We start from the raw sequence: 24,098 nt of genomic DNA on the forward strand, positions 1-24,098 counted from the left end.
CTTCACTTTTGTTAAAATATTTTGGATGATTACTGTTTTACCTGAGCTTAATTTTAGTGTTCCCAGAGTATATACCATCAATAAAAGTACTGATGGTATAAGTGCCTCTTCTAATGTCGTCACGATTAACAAGTACTAAAGAAACTAAGCTTAATCGATTGTTATCGTAATTTACTTCTAACGAATCTGTATATTGAATTTTAACACCAGATTTTAGGTTGAGTTTTCCTTTAGGGGCAATTACATTTTTGTTTTCATCAGTAATTTGAATGTATACTCTTTTTTCACCAGAAGAAGTGATAGGGTTTTCTAATAAATCAAAATTTATTCGAAATGCATCAGTTCTGTTAGATCTAGAGGTTGTAGTAAGTTTTCCGCTACTACGCTCTTTCATTGCAATTGCTTTAACAGGACTTGTTTTAATAATACCTCCAATAGCTACTTTAGCTTCTAACTCTTTGTTTTTTTCTACTAAATTTTCGTTTACACTGTCTTTTTGTTGTAAAATTTCGTTAGCAATAACATTTTCTTGCGTTAAGGCTTCGTTAGCACTGTTTAAAGAATCTATTTGAATAAACAACTTTTTGTTTTCACGCTCTAGAGTAGCAATTCTTCTTCGATATTTTCTGATTAAATTGAAATTATCAGACTTTAAACCTTTAATAGAGTCTCTTAAACTCTTCATTTTTGTTAGCTCTATCTCTAATCTATCAGCTAAACGTTTTTTGCCAACAACAACATCGGTGTAATCTTTAATCATTTCGTCAAGATCTTGCTGTAAATCGGCTTTTTCTTCTAAGAAAATGTTGTTGAGTGTTTTGTTTTCGTTTGATTTTTGCTGAGCATAAAAAATTAGGAAAACTGTTAGAAGTAGGAGTACGATAATTAGTACATTCTTCTTTTTTTGATGATTCATGATTTTAGGGGAATTGAATTTATATTATGTGTTTTCTATCTATTAAGGAGGTTTATTTTAAATCTAATGAATTTTTGCCGACGTTAATACCATTTACAAAGGTACTAATGTGATAAACACCTGCAGTTATTTTATTATTAATATTTACGACTGAAACCATAGACAATTGTCTGTTGTTATAATCGGCGATTAAAACATCACTACATGGTATCTTTTTTTTATTATGAGTACAATCATCTTTTATAGGCGCCACAACATTGTTGTTGTTATCAGTAATTTGAATGTGTACTTCTTTAGGACCTGGTGCAGCTACTTTATTTTCTAATAAATCGAACTCTATTTTAAAAGCATTTACCTTTTCTGATCTCGTTGTAGAAGTATATTTTCCGTTTCTCTTTTTTTTAAGCGCTTCTGCTTTAATTGTTGATATTTCAATAACTTCTGCAATGGCAACTTTTTCTTTTAAAACTTGACGTTCTTTACTTAGCTGGTTGTTTATACTAGATAATTTTGTGTTTTGATGTTCTTTAAAGAGTAGTGCCTGTTTAACACTATCGTTTTTTGAAAGTAACTCATCGTTTATACTGCTTAGGTAATTTATTTTTTCAAAAAGTTTATGGTTTTCTTCGATAAGGATTTTTGTTCTTTTTCTGTAGTATCGTATAAATCGATAATCAGCTTCTTTTAAGTTTTTAACAGAATCTCTTAGTTGAACAACCTTTTCTAGCTCGTCTTTTAATTTTAAAGAATATTCATTTTTCTTAAAACTAGCTTGCCTATAGTCTTTAATGATAGTGGTGAGTTCTTGTTCTAACTCATCTTTGTCTAATTCGAAAACAGCTTTTAATTCGGAATAGTCTTTAGCATTTTGATAGGAAAGAACACCTATAATAAACACTAATAGAATCAAGAAGGCTGTAAAGCCATTGTTTTTTATTATTGAAGGGATCATCATTTTAGGGGGTATGATGTATAATTGTGTTTTGCGCTAATATACTATTTATTTTTTAACACATTTGTAAATAAATGCAGGCGGAAAGTTTAAAGGCTCAAAACTTAAGTCAATATTATTACCAAAAACATCTTTTAATTTCTTGTAATAAGTTAAGCTGTATTGGTACTGAATGAAAGCTCCGTTAGTAGCAAGAAAATTATAGTTTTTTACTAAAATAGCATGTGAAATTTCTTTAGGAATAATAGTTAAAGGTAAGCTAGAAATAATATAATCTGCTTTAGTGTAGCCTAACTTTTCAAGTTCCGGTTTAATTTTTTCAGCAGATGCTTTTAGAACAATTAACTGTGGATGTTTTATTTTTTGTAACTCTTGGTAAAAAACATCATTAATTTCAAAACAAATCAGTACAGAATTCGGTTTGATTTTATTGAGAATATGATGTGTAATTGCTCCATTACCAGGGCCTAGTTCTACAACTACTTCCGCCGTAGTAAAATCAATTTCATTTAGCATTTTATTAGCCAAATACCTTGAACTAGGAATAATTGTTCCTGATGTTTTATAGTTTTTTACTGCTTCTTTAAAAAAGTTAAATTTAGTGCTCAAAATATCGTTTTCTGTTACTTTTTGTATCTTTCTGTTAAAAAAGGCTTGTAAAGATGCAATTTTTAAAAGATATATTTTATGTATTCTACCCCAATTTATGTATAAATTGTGAAACAACATTACTTCAAAATGAAAAATTTCTGTGTACATTTTGCAAAAATGATCTTCCAATTATAGACGATAATGAGCATATAAATGTTACATTAATGTCAACTTTTTATGGTAGAATTCCTGTAGAAAAAGTACGTTCGTTTTTGTATTATCAAAAAGATGGAATTACTCAAAAACTCATTCATCAATTAAAATATAAAAATCAACCAGAAATAGGAGTTTTTATTGGTGAGTGGTTTGGAAGTAATTTAGTAGATATGAATGTTTTTGAGGACATAGATTATATTGTTCCTGTTCCATTGCATCCCAAAAAGCAGAGGAAGAGAGGTTATAATCAAGTAACATTATTTGGAGAAACATTAAGTAAGATACTCGATGTTGAATATAAAGCAAACGTACTTATTAGATCCTCAACAACTAAAACGCAAACATTAAAACAGCGATTTGAACGATTTTCTGATAGTAACACCAAATTCAAATTAGCAAACACCACAATTTTTGAAAACAAACATGTTTTACTAATTGATGATGTGATTACAACTGGAGCAACGATAGAAGCTTGTGCAAACGAATTGTTAAAAACTAAAAATATAACCATTAGTGTTGCTACTATGGCGTACACGCAAAAAGGGTAGTAACTTTCCATCTTAATTTACTACTTTTGAAATTGGATTTAAAACCATCAATTTGTGAAAAATAAACATCTTATTTTAATAACACTTTTTGCTTTTATCATCGTTAGTTGTGCACGTAAAGGAAGACCAGAAGGAGGCCCAAAAGATGAAACAGCACCCATTATGGTTACTGCAAATCCACCATACGAAACCATTCATTTTAAAGAAGATAATATTCGTATTTATTTCGATGAGTATATTGTTTTAAAAGATTTACAAAAGCAATTAGTGGTTTCACCTCCAATGAAAAACCCACCACTAATTACTCCGCAAGGAACTCCAAGTAAGTATATCAATATAAAAATATTAGACACCCTACAATCGAATACAACGTATACATTTAACTTCGGAAATGCGGTTCAAGACAACAATGAAAACAATAAATTAGAGAGTTTCAAGTACGTGTTTTCTACAGGGAGTTATATCGATTCGTTAACAATAAAGGGTTCTGTTTCTGATGCTTTTGATAAAAAGGAAGTAAAAGAAGTAAGTGTGTTGTTGTATAAGTTAGATAGTGTTTATAACGACTCAATTATATACAAACAAAAACCTAATTACGTAACTAGTACGTTAGATTCTACAAACTTTGAGTTTAGTAATTTACGAGAAGGAAAATATTTAATGCTAGCTTTAAAAGAGCAAGCAAACGACTACATTTTTAGTAGTAGAAATGATAAAATAGGTTTTGTAGCAGATACGATTACATTGCCAGCTGATAGTATTATAAGTAACCCGATTCGTTTTTTTAAAGAAATTCAACCGTATGAATTTAAAAGAGGGAAAGAAGTAACTAAAGGAAAAATTCAGTTTGGGTTTGAAGGGAAGCAAGATGATATAAATATTGAAATACTGTCGGAAGTTCCGCAAAATTTCAAATCATTTACACAGTTAGAAAAAGACAAGGACACATTAAACTATTGGCATACTCCGATTGAAAGAGACTCGTTAAACTTTATTGTAAACAACCTAAATTTTAAAGATACGGTTACTGTCTTTTTAAGAAAAAAACAGATTGATTCTTTATCAGTGTCATCAAATGTGGGAGGTGTTTTACATTTAAAAGATACGATGTTTATTCAAACGAACAACCCGATTGTTTCTATTGATAAATCTAAGTTTTCTTTAATAGATAAAGATACTGTTGAGGTAGCTTTTGAATTGAAAAAACAATCGATTAACAAACTAACCGTCTTATTTGAGAAGAAACCTAAGTTTGGCTATATTTTTAAAGGATTACCACAAGGAATTACGGATGTTTACGAAACCACCAATGATACTTTAAATTACAAGTTTACAACTCGTGCAGTAGATGATTACGGAAGTATAGTGTTGGATGTTAAAAAAGAAACACCACATCCAGTAATTATTCAATTATTGGTGAAAGATGAGGTGAAAGAAACAGTGTATCTTTCAGAATCTAAAAAAATAGAGTTTGCCTTGTTAGAGCCTAAAGAATACAGCGTAAGAGCTATTATTGATGAAAATAATAACCGTGTGTGGGATACGGGTAATTTCTTAGAACGTAAACAACCAGAGCAAATCATTTACTTAGAAACAGAGTTTAAATTAAGAGCTAACTGGGTACAAAGCGAAACGTTTGTAATTAAGTAAATGTCATTTCGAAGGAGTCTACGACTGAGAAATCTCACTCTAGAGATTTAATTCTTCAAAAAGACACGTTTAAAAAAGCTTAGAAGCACATATTAATGTGCCTCTAACCAATTTGCTCCTGTATCTATTTCAACATCTAACGGAACGCTCATTTTAAATGCATTTTCCATTTCTTGTTTAATGATAGGTTTAATGATGTCTAACTCATCTTTATGGGCATCAAAAACCAATTCATCATGGACTTGTAGTAACATTTTCGACTTGAAATTTTCTTGCTCAAATCGCTTATAAATGTTAATCATGGCAAGTTTAATGATATCAGCAGCAGAACCCTGAATAGGTGCGTTTACTGCGTTTCTCTCAGCTGCACCACGAACAATTGCATTACGAGAATTGATGTCTTTCAAATAACGACGACGCTTTAAAACAGTTTCTACGTATCCGTGTTCACGAGCAAAATCTACTTGTTCAGCAATGTAACGTCTTAGTTTAGGATAGGTAGCATAATAGGTGTCGATTAATTCTTTGGCTTCTGAACGAGTTAAATCGGTTTGATTGCTTAATCCGAAGGCAGAAACTCCATAAATAATTCCGAAGTTAACCGTTTTAGCATTGCTACGTTGCTCACGAGTTACTTCTTCAATAGGAACATTAAATACTTTAGCAGCAGTAGAAGCGTGAATGTCTTCACCATGCTGAAAAGCTTTAATCATGGTTTCTTCCTCGCTTAAAGCAGCGATGATTCGTAATTCAATTTGACTGTAATCCGCCGCTAATAAGACATAATTTTCATTTCTTGGAATGAAAGCCTTACGTACTTCTTGTCCGCGTTTTGTACGAATAGGAATGTTTTGTAAGTTCGGGTTGTTTGAACTTAAACGTCCAGTAGCAGCTACTGCTTGTGCATATACCGTATGTACTCTTCCTGTTTTTGGATTGATTTCATTAGGAAGTGCATCAACATAGGTGCTTTGTAATTTTTTATACTGACGATATTCTAAAATATCAGACACTATCTGATGGTCTTTGGCTAAATAAGAAAGTACATCTTCCGCAGTAGAATATTGCCCTGTTTTTGTTTTTTTAGGTTTGTCAACCAACTTTAATTTGTCAAATAGGATAGGACCTAATTGCTTTGGAGAAGCAATGTTAAACTCTTCTCCAGCTTGTTGGTAAATGTTTTGTTCTAATTGCTGAATATCTTTGGTTAACTCAACTGATAAGGACTTTAAAAAGTCGGTATCTAAGTTAATACCTTCAATTTCCATGGCTGATAATACAGAAACTAACGGGATTTCAACTTCATTAAACAGTTTGGTTACATTTCCGCTTTCTAATTCCTTAGAAAAATGCTCTTTTAATTGATACGTTACATCAGCATCTTCTACAGCATATTCAGTTTGTTTTGGCAATTCAACTTCGCGCATAGAAAGTTGATTTTTACCTTTTTTACCAATCAATTCAGTTATTGAAACAGGTTGGTAGTTTAAATAGGTTTCAGAAAGTACATCCATGTTATGGCGCATATCTGGATTGATAAGGTAATGCGCAATCATGGTGTCAAATAGTTTACCTTTTACAGGTATGTTATAATTTGATAATACTTTGATATCGTATTTTAAATTGTGACCTATTTTTTCAATAGTTTCCGCTTCAAAAAATGGACGAAACTCTTCTAAAATAGTTGTGGTTTCTTCTTGGTCTTCTGGAAAAGCAACATAGTATCCTTTGTTAGCTTCCCATGAAAAAGCAATTCCAATTAATTCAACCTCTAGTGCTTTTAAACCCGTTGTTTCGGTATCAAAACACACAGAGTTTTGTTGCAATAACTTTTCTAATAAGAGTTTTCTTGAAAGAGGTGTATTGGCTAATTGGTAAAAATGATTGGTGTTTTCAATGGTTCTAAATCCGTTGATAGTATTTTCTTCGGAAGTATTTCCGCTACCCGGAGCAGCAAACAAATCGAATTGACCTGAAGTGCTAGCTTTTGCAGTTTTTGGTTTTTCAACAGAAGAAGAATTTTCTTGAATCTCTTCTGGAGAAGCAAATGTTTTTAAGAAGTTTTCTGTTAAACGACGGAACTCTAAATCGGTGAAAATTTCTTTGGTAGCCTCAATGTTTGGTTGTTCAAAAATTAGCTTATCCAGTTCTAATTCTACAGGAACATCTAGCATGATGGTGGCTAATTGTTTTGAAAGTAAACCAAGTTCAGCATTGGCTTCAATCTTTTCTTTCATCTTACCTTTTAGTTCATGGGTATTGGCAAGCAATCCTTCCATAGAACCATAAGCAGCAATGAATTTTTTAGCTGTTTTTTCACCTACACCAGGTAGTCCAGGGATATTATCAACAGAATCCCCCATCATACCTAAAAAGTCAATTACTTGTAATGGATCTTCAACTTCAAACTTAGCTTTTACTTCTTCAATACCCCATTTTTCATAACCATTCCCCATACGTGGCGGACGGTACATAAAAATGTTATCAGACACTAATTGAGCAAAATCCTTATCAGGAGTTACCATATAGGTTTGCAGACCTACTTTTTCGGCTTTTTTGGCAAGAGTTCCAATAATATCATCAGCTTCATATCCTTCTTTTACAATAGCAGGAATATTCATTGCTTCTAATATTTTTTCGATATACGGAACCGCTAAACGAATAGCTTCTGGTGTTTCTTGTCGGTTAGCTTTGTAATGTTCAAAAGCTTCAACACGATCAGTACTACCTCCTTTATCGAAACATACAGCTAAATAATCGGGTTTTTCTCGTTTAATTACATCTAGTAAAGAGTTTGTAAACCCCATAATAGCAGAAGTATCTAAACCTTTAGAGTTGATTCTCGGATTTTTAATAAAAGCGTAATACCCTCTAAAGATTAGTGCATATGCATCGAGTAAAAAAAGTCGTTTTTGATCTGCCATGTTGTATATTGAGTCTGTTGAATTAAATTATTGATACCTATTCGCTTACGGTAAAAAGGCAATATTGTTTATTCGTGAGAATTTTGAAGGTAAAGCTACAAAACTTTAACAAGATGTTAAAAACCTATTTTAAGAATCGCTGTATCTTTGTTTATCCTTAAAAATGAAGTAAATGTCTCGTTGGGTAGTAACTCTTATTATAGTATCAGCAATTATTATTCTGCTTGAAACGTATGCGTTTCAGGCAATAAAAACACTAACTAAAAGTAAAATTGTACAGTACAGTTGGTTGTTGGTAAGTTTGTTGGTGTATGCGAATTTTTTCTATGTAATTCTTACGTCAGATAGAGGTTCTGGACAAACAATTAAGTTTCAATGGGCAGTAGGGATGTTTTTACTTGTTTTGGTACCAAAATTAGTGGTGTTGTTGTTAATGTTTGGTGAAGATGTTGTGAGGTTGGCTCAAAAAGGATTTTCATTTTTCTCTAAAGAGGAAACCAAAGATTTGGCAGGAAGAAGAGCTTTTGTGTCTAAGATAGCCTTAGGGTTGGCTGCACTTCCTTTTGCAAGCATGCTGTATGGTATGGTTAAAGGAAAATACAATTACAAAGTATTAAAATATCAATTAAGTTTTAAAGATTTACCTGAAGCTTTTGATGGCTTTACCATATCTCACATTACCGATATTCACTCTGGAAGTTTTGATAATCATGAGAAAATTCAATACGGAGTAGATTTAATCAATGAGCAACAATCAGATATGATTTTATTCACAGGTGATATGGTAAATAATTTTGCTCATGAAATGGATGATTGGGTGTCTGTTTTTTCTCAATTAAAGGCTCCTAAAGGGATGTTTTCTGTTTTAGGAAACCACGATTATGGTGATTATTCAGACTGGAAAAGTCCAAGAGATAAAAAAGCTAATTTTGAAGCAATCAAAGATATTCACCCAAAGATTGGGTTTGATTTATTGTTAAATGAAAACCGTTATATTGAAAAAGACGGACAAAAAATAGCATTGATAGGTGTAGAAAATTGGGGGAAAGGTCGTTTTAGTAAAAAGGGAGATTTAGCAAAAGCCTCTGAAGGAGTAAAGCAAGAAGATTTTAAGATTTTGCTAACCCACGATCCCAGCCATTGGGAACATATGGTAAAGACAGATGAGCACAACTATCAATTAACGCTTAGCGGACATACACACGGGTTACAATTTGGAATTGAAATTCCAGGTTGGTTCAAATGGAGTCCCTCTAAATATGTGTATAAGCAATGGGCAGGATTGTACGAAGAATTCGGTAGGTACATTAACGTAAACAGAGGGTTTGGATACCACGCTTTTCCTGGAAGAGTAGGGATTTGGCCTGAAATTACCGTTATAGAGTTAAAAAAAGCCTGATTTTCAGTATTTTTTAAGAATAAAATAATATTTACCTAACAAAAAATTAGTAATTTTAGGCTCTTTACTGATTAAACTTATGCAAAAGATGACAAAGTTTGGTGAAATTATAAGTATTAACAAGCCTGTGTTAATTGATTTTTATGCAGATTGGAGTGAGTTAGAGCCTAGTTTAGACACACTTCGTGATGTTGCTGCTGCTTTGGGAGATAAAGCTAAAGTTATCAAAATAGATATTAAAAAGAATGAAATTCTTGCTGAAGCTTTGCGTGTAAAAGGAAATCCTACATTTATCATTTACAAAAATGGGGAAATGAAGTGGCGTCAAACAGGTGAGCAAGATGCCAATACCTTAATTGGTTTGGTGCAACAATACGTTTAATCGCAGGGCGATAGCCAAAGATTTAATTTTCCGAGGTTTGTCTCGAAAATAGTGAGGCTTATTCACTTAAATTCCTCTTACACTTACTCTGAGGCACTTGATTTTATCGCCTTAAATTCGTAACCTCTTTCCGAAAATTCTTGAAGCATTTTTGGTAGTGCATAGTATAGCTTTTCACTAGCTTTTATACTGTCGTGAAAAACGACAATACTTCCGTTTTGTGTATTTTTAAGTACATTTTGTAAGCATTTTTCTTTTGAAATAGTTTTGTCAAAATCAGCAGAAAGTACATCCCACATAATAATTTTGTAACCTTTCGCAATCAATTTTTTTGCTTGAGTTCTTTTTATTTTTCCATAAGGAGGACGAAACAGTTTTGCTGTTTGATGAGCTAACAAGCTTTCACACTTATTTATATTCTCAAAATAAGTGGTATTACTATTTTTCCAGCCGTTTAAATGATTAAAAGTGTGGTTTCCTACCGAATGCTCTTCGGCAATAATTCTATTGAAAACAGCAGGGTGTTTACGTATGTTATCACCTATGCAAAAAAAAGTAGCTTTTGCATTGAATTGTTGCAATTGGTCAAGTACAAATTCCGTTACTTCTGGAATAGGACCGTCATCAAAAGTTAGAAAGATTTCTTTTCTATCAGAAAAAAAAGACCACGTATACTTTGTGAATAAACGTTTAAGTATACGTGGTGTTTTTATAAAATATAACCTCATTAATTAAGGTTTTATAGAATCTAATTGTTCTAGTTCCAATTCTTCTTCAGTTGGTGCTCTAAAGAATCTTTCATGAACCATATAGTCTTGGAATACTTTTTTACCGTACTCTTCATCTTTGTCATAACGTACAATTTGCTGGATAATGTTTTGATACATGTACAGGTTAGTTTGTATGTTATCTTCTACCAAATAAAGGTCTTGAGGGTCAAAAGTAATATAGTATTGTAACTTTTGTTGGAAGATATCAATTAATGTTTCAGCAGTTTCACGTGCTTTATCAATATCACCAATACGGTAGTACAATTCTGGATATCCTAAAGAGAAATTATAGTGGTCAAAATCTCTAATAGGCATTTTATGTAACGATAAATCTAAGACCTCTTTTGCGTTTACAGAATCTCCTTTTTGCATAAACTCTTCCGATAAACGGATTAAGTTATTACGTAATGAAATAGCGTTACGCTTACTTTGCTCATCTAAATAAATTTCACCGTTATTAATAGTTTTCCAATCCCATTTTTTAACGTTAGCATACATTTTTTCAGGATCGATACGTCCCATTTCAAAAATAGATTGTCCCTCGTTAGAAGTTTTAATAGGAACCAGTTTGTACGACATTCCATCTAACTGTAAATAATTTTTTAACCAGATGTACTCTTCATCTGCATTAGCACCACCTGTAAAATAAAGAGGGCGTTTCCAATCAAAATTATTTAAGATATCTAACATTAAAATTCGCGCTTTTGATAAACCTCTGTCATCAACAGTAATATCAATATAATCTACCATTTTATCAGCATCTTTTGCTGCTACCAAACCAGATTTTAACGCATTTTCTTTGTTAACAGGAATACGGATTTTATTGGTTGGATAGAATTTTTCTCTTGCTCCATCCCCAGCATCTAAATAAGTTGCATCATTGTCACTAGCTATCCAACGCATAAAGTCACTAATAGAAAGAACAGAATCTTTTAATTGTGGAATAGGATAGTGGTACGCCATATCTAAGGTTCCATATTTGTACTGATCGTGCGTTAATTGTGACGGAATAGGGTCAGCTGTATAGGTTTTCTTTTTCATTTGATCGATATACCAATCTGTTTGAAAAAGGCTAGTGTTTACAACTTTAATATCTCTACGTACTCCTTCAACTTGTTGCATATACCATAGCGGGAATGTATCATTATCACCTATGGTAAAAATAATCGCATTCGGATCACAGCTTTCTAGATAGGTTTGCGCATTTAATTGAGCCAAATAGCGATCTGATCTATCATGGTCATCCCAGTTTTGGAAGCCCATTAATGCAGGAACAGCAACTAATGAAACTGCAGAAGTGGCAATGGCAACCACACGTTTGTTGGCGTACTTTTTAAAGTAATCATATAAAGCAAGTACCCCGAAACCAATCCACATGGCAAATACATAAAACGAACCAACTACAGCATAATCACGTTCACGTGGTTCAAATGGTTTAGGGTTGGTGTAAAATATAATAGCTAGCCCTGTAAATAAGAAGAACAAGGTTAGTACATAAAAATTCTTTTTATCTCTATTGAGTTGATACAATAAACCAATAAGACCTAAAATAAAAGGTAAAAAGAAGTAGGTGTTACGTCCTTTGTTGTTTTTTACATCATCAGGAAGGTTTTGTTGTGAACCTAAGCGGGCTTCATCAATAAAATTAATACCGCTTAACCAATTTCCGTTTTCAACATCTAAATGTCCTTGAATATCGTTTTGACGTCCTACAAAGTTCCACATAAAATAACGCCCATACATATAGCCAAATTGATAATCGACCATAAATTTCATGTTCTCTAAAAAGGTTGGGCGTCTTTTACTACGAGCAGGAATTCCAGCAATACTTTTATATTGTTGCTCAGAAGCAGGATTAACCATACGCGGGATGAATCCTTTGTGTTTGCTAGAATAATTAGGCAGTACATTTTTATACCTGTTTACAATAACATACTTTCCATCTATTTTTTCATACTTAGGTTTGTCGTCTTTATATGGGGTGTCAGCATCTAGTTCTCTATCATAAGCTACAGAATAGTAATTATCATAAAAAACATTTGCATCACCATATTGTTCACGGTTATAATATGCTAATAATTCGCGTGCACTTGATGGATTGTTCTCGTTAATAATGGTATCAGCATTCGCACGAATTGGTAACATTAACCAAGACGAGAAACCAATCATGATAAATAATACTGAAAGCACCAAGGTGTTTGCGGTAACCATATTCTTTTTACGTGTGTATTTTAATCCGTAAAAGAATAATCCTATTAACACTAATCCGGCGATGATTGTTCCTGAGTTGTATGGCAAGCCTATTTGGTTGATGAAAAATAATTCAGCAACACTAAAGAATTTTAAAGTAAACGGGAATAAGAATTTAAAGACAAAAGCTAACACTAAAATAGCTACTAATGTTGCGATAGCTGTTGTTTTTACAGTAATGTTCTTATAGGTTTTAAAGAAATATACTAAAACGATTGATGGAATAACAAGTAATGATAAGATGTGTACTCCAAAAGATAATCCTACTACAAAACTGATTAAAACTAACCATTTGTTTCCTCTAGGAGTGTTTAATTCGCTTTCCCAACGTAAACCTAACCAGAATAATAGCGCCATTAAGAATGACGACATTGCATACACTTCTCCTTCAACCGCACTAAACCAAAAACTATCTGAGAAAGTGTAAGCTAAAGCTCCAACTAAACCACTACCTAATACAGCAATAGCTTCATTTTTACTGAATTTCCCATTTTTTACAGCCATTTTTCTGGCTAAATTGGTGATTGTCCAAAACATGAAAAGAATAGTAAAAGCACTTGCCAATCCAGACATAAAGTTGACCATTTTAGCCAACTGACTCGGATCGCTAGTAAACATAGCAAAGAAAGCACCTAACATTTGAAACAAAGGAGCTCCCGGTGGATGTCCGACTTCTAAATTTACTGCGGTTGCTATATATTCGCCACAATCCCATGAACTTACAGTAGGTTCTAAGGTTAAGGTGTAGGTGATTAATGCTATTGCAAATGAAACCCATCCTAAGATGATGTTCCACTTTTTATAGTTAGGCTCAGTCATAGTTTTTTATCTAGATATAAAGTACGAATGTATTAATTACTAATGATTTTTTCGATGAAAACAAAAATATAATTTTGACAGTTTTCTTAAAACAACCTCTTATATAAAGTTCTGTTAAATGAAATTTTAGAGGTTAAAAAAGAAGTAAACGAAAAAAAGTGTAAAAAATTTGCTGAAATATAATTTTGTTTTATATTTGCACCCGCAATAAGCAATTGGCCTATGGTGTAATGGTAACACACCGGTTTTTGGTACCGATATTCAAGGTTCGAGTCCTTGTAGGCCAACAAAATCCTTACGAACTTCCGTGAGGATTTTTTTATAAAAAGTGTTTAATGATTTCTAAATATAAAACTTTGTGTTTATATTTGCATTGTAAACATTGGCCCATGGTGTAATGGTAACACACCGGTTTTTGGTACCGATATTCAAGGTTCGAGTCCTTGTGGGCCAACAAAAAGTCTTAACTATCTTTTAGTTAAGACTTTTTTATTTGTAACAAACTTCAAAGATTATCGTCTTCATTTAAAAACAACTACTATTATGAGACGAATTGTAATCACCTTTTTTAGCCTTTTTGTATTGACTACTGCTTTTGCACAAGAACAAAATTTTAAAGAATTTTATCAATCTAATAAAGATAGAGCTGAGGTATCGTTAAACATTCCTAGTTTCTTTGCTAATATGTTCATTTCTGATGAAGATACTGATGAGTTTGGAGTGTTTTTAAAGAAATCTAAAAACTATAAAATAATGGTTTTTAACAATAACATGTCTTCTGTTCAAAAAGACTTTCAAAAATTTGCTAGAAAAAACAAATTAAAGACTTTAGTTAGAGTAAAAGACGGTAAAGAAAGAGTTACAGTGTATTTTAAAGAAAGTAAAGATCGTATTAAAGAAATTATAGTTAATGTTCATGACAATACAGATGAGTTAGTTTTACTTGGGATTAAAACCAATCTTACTATGGATGAATTATCAGCTATGGTTGAAGCGTCTCCCAAAAATAAAAGCATAGCTTCAAATTAAAATACTTCTGATTTCCCTGAGTGTAGTCGAAGAGAAGCCTAGAGAACTAACCTTGTTATATAGAAAACTCCGACAATTTTTGTCGGAGTTTTTATTTAATCAAGCATAGCCTTTAAGCTTTCTATTACTTTTTTACTGTTTCCAATAAAAATTTGGTTTTCAACAATAAAAACTGGACGCTTTAAAAAGGTATATTCATCTAAAATATACTGGCGATAATCAGCTTCAGTAACATTTTGATTTTTCAAGTCCATTTCTTTGTAGAGTTTTGCTCTTTTGTTAAATAAACTCTCATAGCTATCAGTCATAGCGCGCATTTCTTCTAACTGAGCAACTGTAATTGGTTGGGTTTTTATTTCTTGTTTTTCAAACCCATCAAGATTTACTTCTTTTAAGATTCTTCGGCAAGTATCACAAGTTTGTAAAAAATAAACTTTCTTCATCGTATTATGTTTTTAAGGCGTTAGATTTTAACCATTAAATAATAAATACTCAACACAAGTTTTCATGGTTAAATAGGTATCTTTGAAATAGCTAAAATAAGTAGAAAAATGAACAAACAATTTGAAGTTTTAAAAAGATCAAGAGAATTAGTTTTAAAAAGAATAGAAGGTTTAACAACAGAGCAATTACATACAATTCCTGAGGGTTTTAATAATAATATTGCATGGAACGTAGCTCATTTAGTAGTAACACAACAGTTATTGCACTATAAATTATCTGGATTGAATTGTTTAGCACCAGATGAATTAATTGAAGAATATAGAAAAGGAACTTTTCCAACGAAAGAATTTACAGAAGAAGAATTTGAAGAAGTAAAAGAATTATTACTTGGTTTGCCAGATACTTTACAAGAAGATTTTGAAGCAGGAATTTTTACAGAATATCAAGAGTATGAAACTAGTACAGGTTTTGTAATCGATTCTATTGAAAGTGCCATTGCATTTAATAACTTACATGAAGGAATGCATTTAGGTATTATCATGACTTTGACGAAGTTGGTGTAATAGCTATTTAACTCTGAAGAAAACAACAAATATCGATAGATGAAGTTTAATACCAAAATCATACACGGAGGGCAAGAGCACGAAGAAGCTACAGGAGCAGTAATGCCACCTATATTTCAAACGTCTACCTATGCGCAATCAAGCCCAGGAGTGAATAAAGGATATGCGTATTCACGTGCAGCCAATCCAACTCGTACGGCTTTAGAAAAAGCTTTTGCAGCTCTTGAAAATGGAACTCATGGATTTGCTTTTTCTTCAGGTTTAGCTGCAATCGATAGTGTATTGCGTACTTTAAAACCAGGTGATGAGGTGATTGCAGGTGATGATATTTATGGAGGAAGCTATCGCCTGTTCACAAGATTGTTTCAAAAAAACGGATTGAAATTTCAATTTGTTGATATGGATGAGGTATCGAACGTAACTAATGCGATTTCTGAAAACACAAAGTTAATTTGGATAGAAACTCCAACAAATCCGTTAATGAAAATTGCGGATATAGAAGAAATTACGAAAGCTGTAAAAAACAAAAGAGCTGATATTTTAGTGGCGGTTGATAATACATTTGCGACTCCTTATTTACAGCGTCCGTTAGATTTAGGAGTTGATATTATAATGCATTCGGCAACTAAGTATTTAGGAGGACATTCCGATTTGGTGATGGGAGCTTTAATGGTTAAAGATGCTCAATTGTCCGAAGAGTTACATTTTATACAGTTTGCTGCAGGTGCTATTGCAGGACCGATGGATTCTTTTTTAGCGCTCCGTGGAGTAAAAACCTTGCATTTGCGTATGCAGCGTCATTGCGAAAACGGGAAAGCTGTTGCTGAATATTTAGTAAATCACCCTAAAGTTGGGGAGGTGTTTTACCCAGGTTTAGAGAGTCATCCAAGTTATGAAATAGCTAAAAAACAAATGGATGATTTTGGAGGAATGGTTTCTTTTCGACTAAAAGATGAGAGTAAACAGGCAGCCTTAACCTTTTTAGAAAACACTAAAATTTTTACGTTAGCAGAATCGTTGGGAGGTGTAGAAAGTTTAGTGAGTCATCCAGTAACAATGACCCATGCTTCAATTCCAGAAGCGGAACGTTTAAAAATAGGAATTACCGATTCTTTAATTCGTTTAAGTGTTGGGGTTGAGGATATTGATGATTTATTAGCTGATTTAGAGCAAGCATTGAATAGATAAAAGAGTGTTTTACTTTTAGGCTTAAAGGTAAATGGTAAAAACATACTAATAAAAAAATCCGAAGTGTAAGCACTTCGGATTTTTTTATTATACAAACACTAAAATTATTTAGCTGCTGCATATCTTCTTTCTACTTCGTTCCAGTTGATTACTTTAAAGAAAGCTTCAATGTAATCAGGACGACGGTTTTGATAGTTTAAGTAGTAAGCGTGTTCCCAAACATCTAATCCTAAAATAGGAGTTCCGCCACAAGTAACACCAGGCATTAATGGGTTGTCTTGGTTTGGAGTAGAGCAAACTTCTACTTTTCCTCCTTTGTGTACACATAACCAAGCCCATCCTGAACCAAATTGTGTAGCAGCTGCTTTAGAGAAAGCATCGATAAATGCTTCTTTTGAACCAAACTCAGCTTCGATAGCATCTTTTAATTCTCCAGATAAATAACCTCTATCTTCTGGGTTCATTACTGTCCAGAATAAAGAGTGATTATAAAAACCACCACCGTTGTTACGTACAGCAGCGTTGTTCATATCTAAGTTAGTTAAAATATCTTCGATAGATTTCCCTTCTAAATCAGTACCTGCAATAGCATTGTTTAAGTTGTTTGTATATCCTTGGTGGTGCTTACTATGGTGAATTTCCATAGTTCTAGCATCTATATTTGGTTCTAAAGCGTCGTAAGCGTATCCTAATTCTGGTAATTCGAAAGCCATAATTATTTGTTTTTAAATAGGTTAAATTTTTCGTTTTTCTGAATGTAAATTTAACCCAAAAAAATAAGGCAAACAACTGTTTGCCTTATGGATAATTTATTTTGGTATAAATAATAACTATTCTTTAATAAGTCGGTTTATCTTCTGAAGAAAACTCACTCATAAATTCTTCTGCTTTTTCTACCATTTGTATACTTCCGCAGTAAAAAGGAACACGTTGATGTAATTCTGTTGGTTTAATATCCATGATGCGAGTAAATCCGTCAGAAGCTTTACCACCTGCTTGTTCACAAATAAAAGCCATAGGGTTACATTCGTATAATAAACGTAGTTTTCCTTTAGGAGTTATCGCTGTAGCAGGATAAATATATACACCACCTTTAATCATGTTTCTATGGAAGTCTGATACTAATGATCCGATGTAACGCGCTGTATACGGACGGTTATCAGCTTCGTTTAACTCTTTACAGTGAATTAAGAAACGCTTCATTCCTTCTTGGAAATGTGTAAAATAACCTTCGCTTACTGAGTAAATTCTACCAATTTCTGGGAATTGCATGTTAGGGTGTGATAAGTAAAAAGTTCCGATTGCTGGATTTAACGTAAATCCGTTTACACCATTACCAGTAGTGAAAACTAACATAGTTGAGGTACCGTATGCAACATAACCAGCAGCTACTTGCTCGCTACCTTTTTGTAAGAAATCTTCTTTAGTAACAGGAGTTCCAACAGGAGAAATTCTTCGATAAATAGAGAAAATAGTTCCAACAGATACATTTACATCAATGTTAGATGATCCGTCTAGAGGATCCATCAACAAAACATATTTGTTTTCGTTAGCTTTATTACTTCCTTCAACAATTACAAAGTCATCTTCTTCTTCACTAGCAATACCACAAACAATTTCACGGTTAATTAGTGTTTGTTTGAATAAATCATTAGCTAAAACATCTAATTTTTGCTGTGCTTCACCTTGAACATTAATATCTCCAGCAGCTCCAGTAATATCTACCAATCCTGCTTTTCTAATTTCGTGATTCACCACTTTGGCAGCAAGACGAATAGAGTTTATTAAACGAGATAATTCACCAGAAGAATACTTAAAATCCTTTTGTTTACTGATGATGAACTCACCCAGCGTCATATGTTTATTATTCATGTTAAATGTTTGTGTTGTGCGTACAAAGATGCCAACTTTTTAGAGTAACTACAACGATTTTGAATATTTATTTTTAATAACACATTTGTTCTCTTAAAATTAACCAAGGTTTTATATATTCGCAGCTGTTAAAAAAATCTTAAAAAAAATTATATGAAAAAATTACTACTCCTTGTAGCGTTCATGTTGTGCGCTAATTCTTTTTCTCAAAGTGCCGATTTAGATCGAGAATATTTTAATGTTTCTTATGTTAAACTTCCAAGCACCCCGATTTTAGAGAATGATAAAAGAACCTATTCTATTAACCTTAGAGGTGTTTCAATCGAAGGGTTTTCAAGAGTGAATTATCCAGGAATACTAGATGTTAATTACAATTTCAACGGAACAACAGTAAGAAATGTAAAGGTTGATAAAATTAAACACGAAAAGAAAGATAAAGATGGAAAGGTAACATCTACGTGGTATACCTATAAAGCTAAAGCAAGTTTTACATCAAGTGCAGGAATTACGGTTATAAATGCTTTGACAAAAGAAAGCAATGAAAGAGCTTTCCAAGAAAGTTCAGATTATACAAGTGATGAGTTTTCTAGCTATTATAAAGCAGAAAGACATTATGCTTTAAATAAATATGATATAAAAAGCAATCATGCAGCTAAGCATAAATCTCTTATTAAAAATAGTGTTAGGTATTATCTTAATAGTAAATATGGTTATGTTCCTTATACTAATCAAAATGAGTTTTTATGGATTTTAGGTTCAAAAAAGCATCCTGAATATGCAAAACATCATGAGGCATATCAAAAAGTAAAAGAAATCTTTGCAAAAATGAAGTACGATGAGCCAACTGATGAAATAGCAAAAGAGGTAGAGCCAATAATTGCTTATTTTAATGATGTTGTTCCAAGATTTGAAGGAAACAAACGCAAACTAAGAAAGGTAAGATATGCCAGTTATTATAACATAGCTAAGATTTACTACTACTTAGATATGCCTGAAAAGGTAAAAGAATATGCTCAGAAAATAATAGATAACGATTACGATAAGTCTGATGGAAAAGGTTTTTTAAGAAATGCAGATGAACTTATTGAAACGTTAAAACGTAATGAAATGGATTCTCGTCATATGAAGGTACTTACAGAAGATCTTAGAAATGATGTAGTAGAGGAAGAAGAAGAGAAGATTGTTGTAGAAGAACAATCAAAAGAAAACCAAATCAGTTTAGAGTTACAAAAAGCATATTTAGTTTCTGCTAAAAACGATACGCTTCTTGTTAATATTAATAGTAATGATATCTCAAAAATAGGACATACGCTTAAAACAGTTCAGTTAGATAGTAAAGGAGAGTTAGTAGGTGTACTAACTAAAAATGCCAGTGACTGTAAAGAGGTTTTATTTATTGATGGAACTCGATATAAAAATATCAAGTTTGAGGAATCAGCAGCTAAATCTGGGACTGATACTTCAAGTTCTGATAAATTATGTAAAGTGCTTTTTGAATCAGATAAGATTGGATTATATAAATTTAATGATACAGAGTTAGTAATTCTTCCTGCTGGTAGTGAAAAAGGAGTATCTACTTCAGGAATGAGCTTTGTATTTGGGTTTGACAAAAACTTAGCCAAAATAGCTAAAGACTGTCCTGCTGTTGCGAAGAAAGCAGGAGAAAAAGCTTATAAAAATACAGAAGAAAGCTTACTAAAGTTTTGCGAAGAATTGACCAATTGTCAAGGAGATCAAGCATCAAAATAAGAGCTAATAAATCATAAAATGAAAAGCAACCTTTAAAAGGTTGCTTTTTTTATATCTTAGAATTTAAAAATTCTTGCAAAAACTGTTAGAATGGAAAATTCAACAAAAAAAAACGATGTGTTTTAATTTTTTTATTTGTTTTTGAGGTTTTTTTTAAAAAGTATCTTTACCCAAAATTTAAGAAATGAGTTTTATTATTAGAGCAGGAGAACAGAAAGATGCACAAGCTATTTTAGATTTAATTATTGAATTAGCTGTTTTTGAGAAGGAACCCAACGCGGTTAAAATTACGGTAGAAGACATTATTAAAGATGGTTTTTCTGAAAAACCAAAGTTTAAAACCTTTGTAGCTGAAGAAGATAATAAGATTATAGGTATGGCGTTGTTTTATGAACGTTATTCTACATGGAAAGGAAAAGCAATTCACTTAGAAGATTTAATGGTTACTCAATCTAAAAGAGGTATAGGTGCAGGAAAAGCACTGTACACTTCGGTATTAAAATATGCTTATGAAAATGGGTGTAAAAGGGTAGCTTGGGAAGTTTTAGATTGGAATACTGGTGCTGTAGATTTTTATAAAGGAACAGGAGCAACAGTATACGAAGAGTGGAGAGTATGCCATATGAATGAACAAAGCTTACAACAATTTTGTAATGAGAATATTTAAGTTTGGAGGAGCATCAGTAAAAGATGCTAATGGAGTAAAAAATGTTGCACAAGTATTGCAACATGAAGGTACAGAAAATACTTTGGTAGTAATTTCTGCCATGGGAAAAATGACTAACGCGTTTGAACGTGTGGTTGATAGTTATTTTTTTAAAAAGGAAGACCTTACAGAGGCTTTAAGTTTTATAGAAAGTTTTCATCAACAAATGATGAACGACTTATTCAGTCAAAACCATGAAGTATATAATAAAGTAAATCATTTATTTGGTGAATTAAGCGGGTTTATGGCGAGAAATACTTCAAAAGATTACAATTTTGTTTATGATCAAATGGTTGGTTTTGGTGAATTGTTATCCACAACTATTGTAAGTGCATATTTGTCTGAAATAGGAGTTAACAATCAATGGTTAGATGTAAGAGAATTGATTAAAACCGATGGTAATTATCGAGATGCAAAGATTGATTGGGAACAAACTCAACAACAAATTCAAGATAAAGTTGATGTTTCTCAATTAAATATTACTCAAGGATTTTTAGGAGGTTTTGGGGAACAAACTACAACGTTGGGTAGAGAAGGTTCTGATTATACTGCAGGTATCTTTGCGTACTGTTTAGATGCCGATAGTGTTACTATTTGGAAAGATGTTGAAGGGGTATTGAATGCCGATCCTAGAGTGTTTTCAGAAACAGCTTTGTTAGAAGAAATTTCATATACCGAAGCGATAGAAATGGCATTTTATGGAGCCTCTGTAATTCATCCAAAAACGATTCAACCTTTAGAACAAAAGAATATTCCATTATATGTACGCTCATTTGAAGACGTTACAAAATCGGGAACTTGTGTTGGTAGAGGAAAGAAAATAACTCCAGAAATACCGTGTTACATTGTAAAGAAAAATCAAATTTTAGTGGCAATCTCTGCAAAAGATTTTTCTTTTATGGTGGAAGATAATATCAGTGACGTTTTTAAAAAATTACACGAATACAAATTAAAAGTAAACTTAATTCAAAATTCTGCTATTAGTTTTTCTGTTTGTATCGAAGATAAGTACAATCACTTTAAAGACTTTTATAATGACTTAAAAGGAGCTTATAAGATTAAAGCTTATGAAGATACGACCTTATTTACCATTCGTCATTTTGATGATGAAGCCATAGAAACTATTAGAAAGCGAGGAAAATCAATCATTCGTCAGATTAATACTGAAACGGCGCAATTAGTGATTCAAGAAAACGTTTAAAGCTAGCAAAAAATGATTTATATTTGCAGTTATGTCAATTGATAACTGTGTATGGGATTAGTAACACCTAAAGAAGTTGCAAAAGCAATAGGAGCTGATAAGTTCGGGGTTTTCGGAACATTTTCAGGATGGTTGCTGATGAAAGTTCTACGAATTTCAAAAGCTAATGAAGTTTATAACAAGCACAAGCATAAAAAGGATTTACCTTTTTTAAATGGTTTGCTTGATGAGTTTCAGATAGAGTTTGAAATTCCTGAAGAAGATTTAAAACGTATTCCAAAAGAAGGACCGTTTATTACCATTTCTAATCATCCGTTAGGAGGGATTGATGGTATCTTATTATTAAAACTTTTATTAGAGCATAGAGCAGATTATAAGATAATTGCTAACTTTTTATTACACAGAATAGAGCCTTTAAAGCCTTATGTAATGCCCGTAAATCCTTTTGAAAATCATAAGGATGCAAAATCGAGTGTTGCAGGAGTGAAAAATGCTTTATTGCATTTACGTGAAGGAAAGCCATTAGGACTTTTTCCAGCAGGAGAAGTATCTACCTATCGTGATGGAAAGTTAATGGTTGATAAAGAGTGGGAGCAAGGAGCTGTTCGTTTGATAAAAAAAGCGAAGGTACCAGTAATTCCTATTTATTTTCACGCTAAAAACAGTCAGTTGTTTTATACGCTATCTAAAATTAGTGATACCTTAAGAACAGCCAAACTTCCATCGGAATTATTATCTCAAAAAAATAGAGTTATAAAAGTAAGAATTGGAAAACCAATTTCAGTAAAAGACCAAGATGCTTATCCTGAAATTCCAGAGTTTTACCAGTTTTTACGTAGAAAAACGTATATGTTGGCAAATCCGTATGAGAAAGCTTCTCAAAAGATTTTATCAACACAAAACCTTAAAATTCCGAAGAAAGCCAAAAATATTACTTCTCAAAAATCACCAGAGTTGTTTAGGAAAGAAGTGGATGCTTTACGTGAGAAGGGAAGTAGGTTGTTAGAAAGTAAAAATTATGAGGTGTTTTTTGCAACCGCAAAAGAGATTCCTAATATTTTACATGAAGTAGGTCGTTTGCGCGAAATCACCTTTAGAGAGGTTGGAGAAGGAACCAACAAGCCGATAGATTTAGATAGGTTTGATAAGTATTATCACCATTTATTTTTGTGGGATAATGACCAAAAGAAGTTGGTTGGAGCCTATAGAATGGGCTTAGGAAAAGATATTTTTAAGAAACACGGAATAAATGGTTTTTATATTCAAACATTATTTAGAATAGAGCCAGAATTATACCCTATGATGGAAAAAACCATTGAAATGGGACGTGCCTTTATTATTAAAGAATATCAACAAAAACCAATGCCATTATTTTTATTGTGGAAAGGGATTGTACATGTTACATTACGTTACCCAGAACATAAATATTTAATGGGAGGAGTAAGCATAAGTAATCAGTTTTCTGAGTTTTCAAAGTCGTTGATGATTGAGTTTATGAAGTCGCATTATTACGACCCATATGTGGCGCAATACATTCATCCGAAGAAAGAGTTTAAGGTGAAGCTGAAAGATGCCGATAAAGACTTTGTTTTTGATGCTACAGAGGCAGATATGCAAAAGTTCGATAAACTTATTGATGAGCTAGAACCAGGAGAATTACGTATTCCTGTGTTAATTAAGAAGTACGTAAAGCAAAATGCACGATTAGTAGCTTTTAACGTAGATCCGAAGTTTAATAACGCGATCGATGGATTAATGTATATTAAGGTAGCAGATATACCAGAAAGTACGGTAAAACCTGTAATGGAAGAGTTTCAAGCAGAGTTAGAGCGTCGTGCAGCTGAAAACTTGAATAAGTAATTATTATAGAAAATATAGTTCAATAAAAAAAGCATCGTACTTAGTACGATGCTTTTTTATTATGTAGTT

At 32.4% G+C, this 24,098-nt stretch carries 20 protein-coding genes and 2 tRNA genes; 13 read left to right on the forward strand and 9 right to left on the reverse strand.

Going from position 1 to position 24,098, the window contains the following annotated elements:
- Positions 1–37: 37 nt before the first annotated feature.
- From ACR9ES_RS09295 to ACR9ES_RS09305, 3 genes are read right to left on the reverse strand one after another with little or no spacing between them, the layout of a single operon-like run.
- On the reverse strand, positions 38–916 hold the full coding sequence (locus ACR9ES_RS09295; protein ID WP_435254009.1) for a hypothetical protein: 879 nt from the start codon (positions 914–916) through the stop codon (positions 38–40).
- Between the two features lie 52 nt (positions 917–968).
- Positions 969–1,868 (reverse strand): hypothetical protein, encoded by a 900-nt coding sequence (locus ACR9ES_RS09300; protein WP_435254010.1) that lies wholly within the window; start codon positions 1,866–1,868, stop codon positions 969–971.
- Between the two features lie 48 nt (positions 1,869–1,916).
- Positions 1,917–2,627 (reverse strand): class I SAM-dependent methyltransferase, encoded by a 711-nt coding sequence (locus ACR9ES_RS09305; RefSeq protein ID WP_435254011.1) that lies wholly within the window; start codon positions 2,625–2,627, stop codon positions 1,917–1,919.
- Between the two features lie 56 nt (positions 2,628–2,683).
- Here ACR9ES_RS09305 and ACR9ES_RS09310 point away from each other — a divergent pair, with 56 nt between their 5' ends.
- Both ACR9ES_RS09310 and ACR9ES_RS09315 read left to right on the forward strand, forming a co-directional pair.
- Positions 2,684–3,223: a ComF family protein gene (locus ACR9ES_RS09310; protein ID WP_435254012.1), complete on the forward strand. Its 540-nt coding sequence runs from the start codon at positions 2,684–2,686 to the stop codon at positions 3,221–3,223.
- Positions 3,224–3,277: 54 nt separating this feature from the next.
- Entirely contained in the window at positions 3,278–4,873 is a 1,596-nt protein-coding gene (locus ACR9ES_RS09315; protein WP_435254013.1) for an Ig-like domain-containing protein, read from the forward strand.
- Between the two features lie 92 nt (positions 4,874–4,965).
- On the opposite strand, the gene polA is transcribed toward ACR9ES_RS09315, so the two are convergent.
- Positions 4,966–7,797, reverse strand: coding sequence for a DNA polymerase I (gene polA, locus ACR9ES_RS09320; RefSeq protein WP_435254014.1), 2,832 nt, complete (start codon positions 7,795–7,797; stop codon positions 4,966–4,968).
- A 172-nt stretch (positions 7,798–7,969) separates the two neighbouring features.
- On the opposite strand from polA, the gene ACR9ES_RS09325 reads away from it, so the two are divergent.
- Both ACR9ES_RS09325 and ACR9ES_RS09330 read left to right on the forward strand, forming a co-directional pair.
- Positions 7,970–9,196, forward strand: coding sequence for a metallophosphoesterase (locus ACR9ES_RS09325; protein ID WP_435254015.1), 1,227 nt, complete (start codon positions 7,970–7,972; stop codon positions 9,194–9,196).
- Between the two features lie 88 nt (positions 9,197–9,284).
- Positions 9,285–9,578, forward strand: a complete 294-nt coding sequence (locus ACR9ES_RS09330) for a thioredoxin family protein (RefSeq protein WP_435255641.1) — start codon at positions 9,285–9,287, stop codon at positions 9,576–9,578.
- A gap of 83 nt (positions 9,579–9,661) precedes the next feature.
- Here ACR9ES_RS09330 and ACR9ES_RS09335 read toward each other — a convergent pair whose 3' ends face one another.
- Both ACR9ES_RS09335 and ACR9ES_RS09340 read right to left on the reverse strand, forming a co-directional pair.
- Positions 9,662–10,306 carry a polysaccharide deacetylase family protein gene (locus ACR9ES_RS09335; RefSeq protein WP_435254016.1) on the reverse strand — a complete coding sequence of 215 codons (645 nt, stop codon included), beginning with the start codon at positions 10,304–10,306 and terminating at the stop codon, positions 9,662–9,664.
- Positions 10,307–10,309: 3 nt separating this feature from the next.
- Entirely contained in the window at positions 10,310–13,417 is a 3,108-nt protein-coding gene (locus ACR9ES_RS09340; protein WP_435254017.1) for a protein O-mannosyl-transferase family, read from the reverse strand.
- Positions 13,418–13,633: 216 nt separating this feature from the next.
- Between ACR9ES_RS09340 and ACR9ES_RS09345 the strand changes: the two genes are divergently transcribed.
- The 3 genes from ACR9ES_RS09345 (at position 13,634) to ACR9ES_RS09355 (ending at position 14,446) form a co-directional block, all read left to right on the forward strand.
- Positions 13,634–13,704 (forward strand) — tRNA-Gln (locus ACR9ES_RS09345).
- 96 nt (positions 13,705–13,800) lie between these two features.
- A tRNA-Gln gene (locus tag ACR9ES_RS09350) sits at positions 13,801–13,871 on the forward strand.
- Between the two features lie 89 nt (positions 13,872–13,960).
- Positions 13,961–14,446, forward strand: a complete 486-nt coding sequence (locus tag ACR9ES_RS09355; protein WP_435254018.1) for a DUF4252 domain-containing protein — start codon at positions 13,961–13,963, stop codon at positions 14,444–14,446.
- Positions 14,447–14,541: 95 nt separating this feature from the next.
- Here ACR9ES_RS09355 and ACR9ES_RS09360 read toward each other — a convergent pair whose 3' ends face one another.
- Entirely contained in the window at positions 14,542–14,889 is a 348-nt protein-coding gene (locus ACR9ES_RS09360) for an arsenate reductase family protein (RefSeq protein WP_435254019.1), read from the reverse strand.
- Positions 14,890–14,997: 108 nt separating this feature from the next.
- On the opposite strand from ACR9ES_RS09360, the gene ACR9ES_RS09365 reads away from it, so the two are divergent.
- Positions 14,998–15,453 carry a DinB family protein gene (locus tag ACR9ES_RS09365; protein WP_435254020.1) on the forward strand — a complete coding sequence of 152 codons (456 nt, stop codon included), beginning with the start codon at positions 14,998–15,000 and terminating at the stop codon, positions 15,451–15,453.
- Positions 15,454–15,492: 39 nt separating this feature from the next.
- Positions 15,493–16,641 carry a cystathionine gamma-synthase gene (locus ACR9ES_RS09370; RefSeq protein ID WP_435254021.1) on the forward strand — a complete coding sequence of 383 codons (1,149 nt, stop codon included), beginning with the start codon at positions 15,493–15,495 and terminating at the stop codon, positions 16,639–16,641.
- Between the two features lie 104 nt (positions 16,642–16,745).
- Here ACR9ES_RS09370 and ACR9ES_RS09375 read toward each other — a convergent pair whose 3' ends face one another.
- Positions 16,746–17,354, reverse strand: a complete 609-nt coding sequence (locus ACR9ES_RS09375; protein WP_435254022.1) for a superoxide dismutase — start codon at positions 17,352–17,354, stop codon at positions 16,746–16,748.
- A gap of 124 nt (positions 17,355–17,478) precedes the next feature.
- The gene (gene fbp, locus ACR9ES_RS09380) at positions 17,479–18,513 is read right to left on the reverse strand and encodes a class 1 fructose-bisphosphatase (protein WP_408034464.1); all 1,035 of its coding nucleotides are present in this window, start codon (positions 18,511–18,513) and stop codon (positions 17,479–17,481) included.
- 153 nt (positions 18,514–18,666) lie between these two features.
- On the opposite strand from fbp, the gene ACR9ES_RS09385 reads away from it, so the two are divergent.
- The 4 genes from ACR9ES_RS09385 to ACR9ES_RS09400 all read left to right on the forward strand — a co-directional run bounded on the left by ACR9ES_RS09385 (position 18,667) and on the right by ACR9ES_RS09400 (position 24,029).
- Positions 18,667–20,262, forward strand: a complete 1,596-nt coding sequence (locus ACR9ES_RS09385) for a hypothetical protein (protein ID WP_435254023.1) — start codon at positions 18,667–18,669, stop codon at positions 20,260–20,262.
- 184 nt (positions 20,263–20,446) lie between these two features.
- On the forward strand, positions 20,447–20,929 hold the full coding sequence (locus tag ACR9ES_RS09390) for a GNAT family N-acetyltransferase (RefSeq protein WP_435254024.1): 483 nt from the start codon (positions 20,447–20,449) through the stop codon (positions 20,927–20,929).
- Positions 20,916–22,169 (forward strand): aspartate kinase, encoded by a 1,254-nt coding sequence (locus ACR9ES_RS09395; protein WP_435254025.1) that lies wholly within the window; start codon positions 20,916–20,918, stop codon positions 22,167–22,169. Before ACR9ES_RS09390 ends, ACR9ES_RS09395 begins: the two co-directional genes overlap by 14 nt.
- 51 nt (positions 22,170–22,220) lie before the next feature.
- A complete protein-coding gene (locus tag ACR9ES_RS09400) occupies positions 22,221–24,029 on the forward strand; it encodes a GNAT family N-acyltransferase (RefSeq protein WP_435254026.1) in 1,809 nt (602 codons plus the stop codon).
- Positions 24,030–24,098 lie beyond the last annotated feature (69 nt).

This window comes from Tenacibaculum sp. A30, assembly GCF_051200845.1.
In the GTDB taxonomy this organism is placed as follows: Bacteria; Bacteroidota; Bacteroidia; order Flavobacteriales; family Flavobacteriaceae; genus Polaribacter.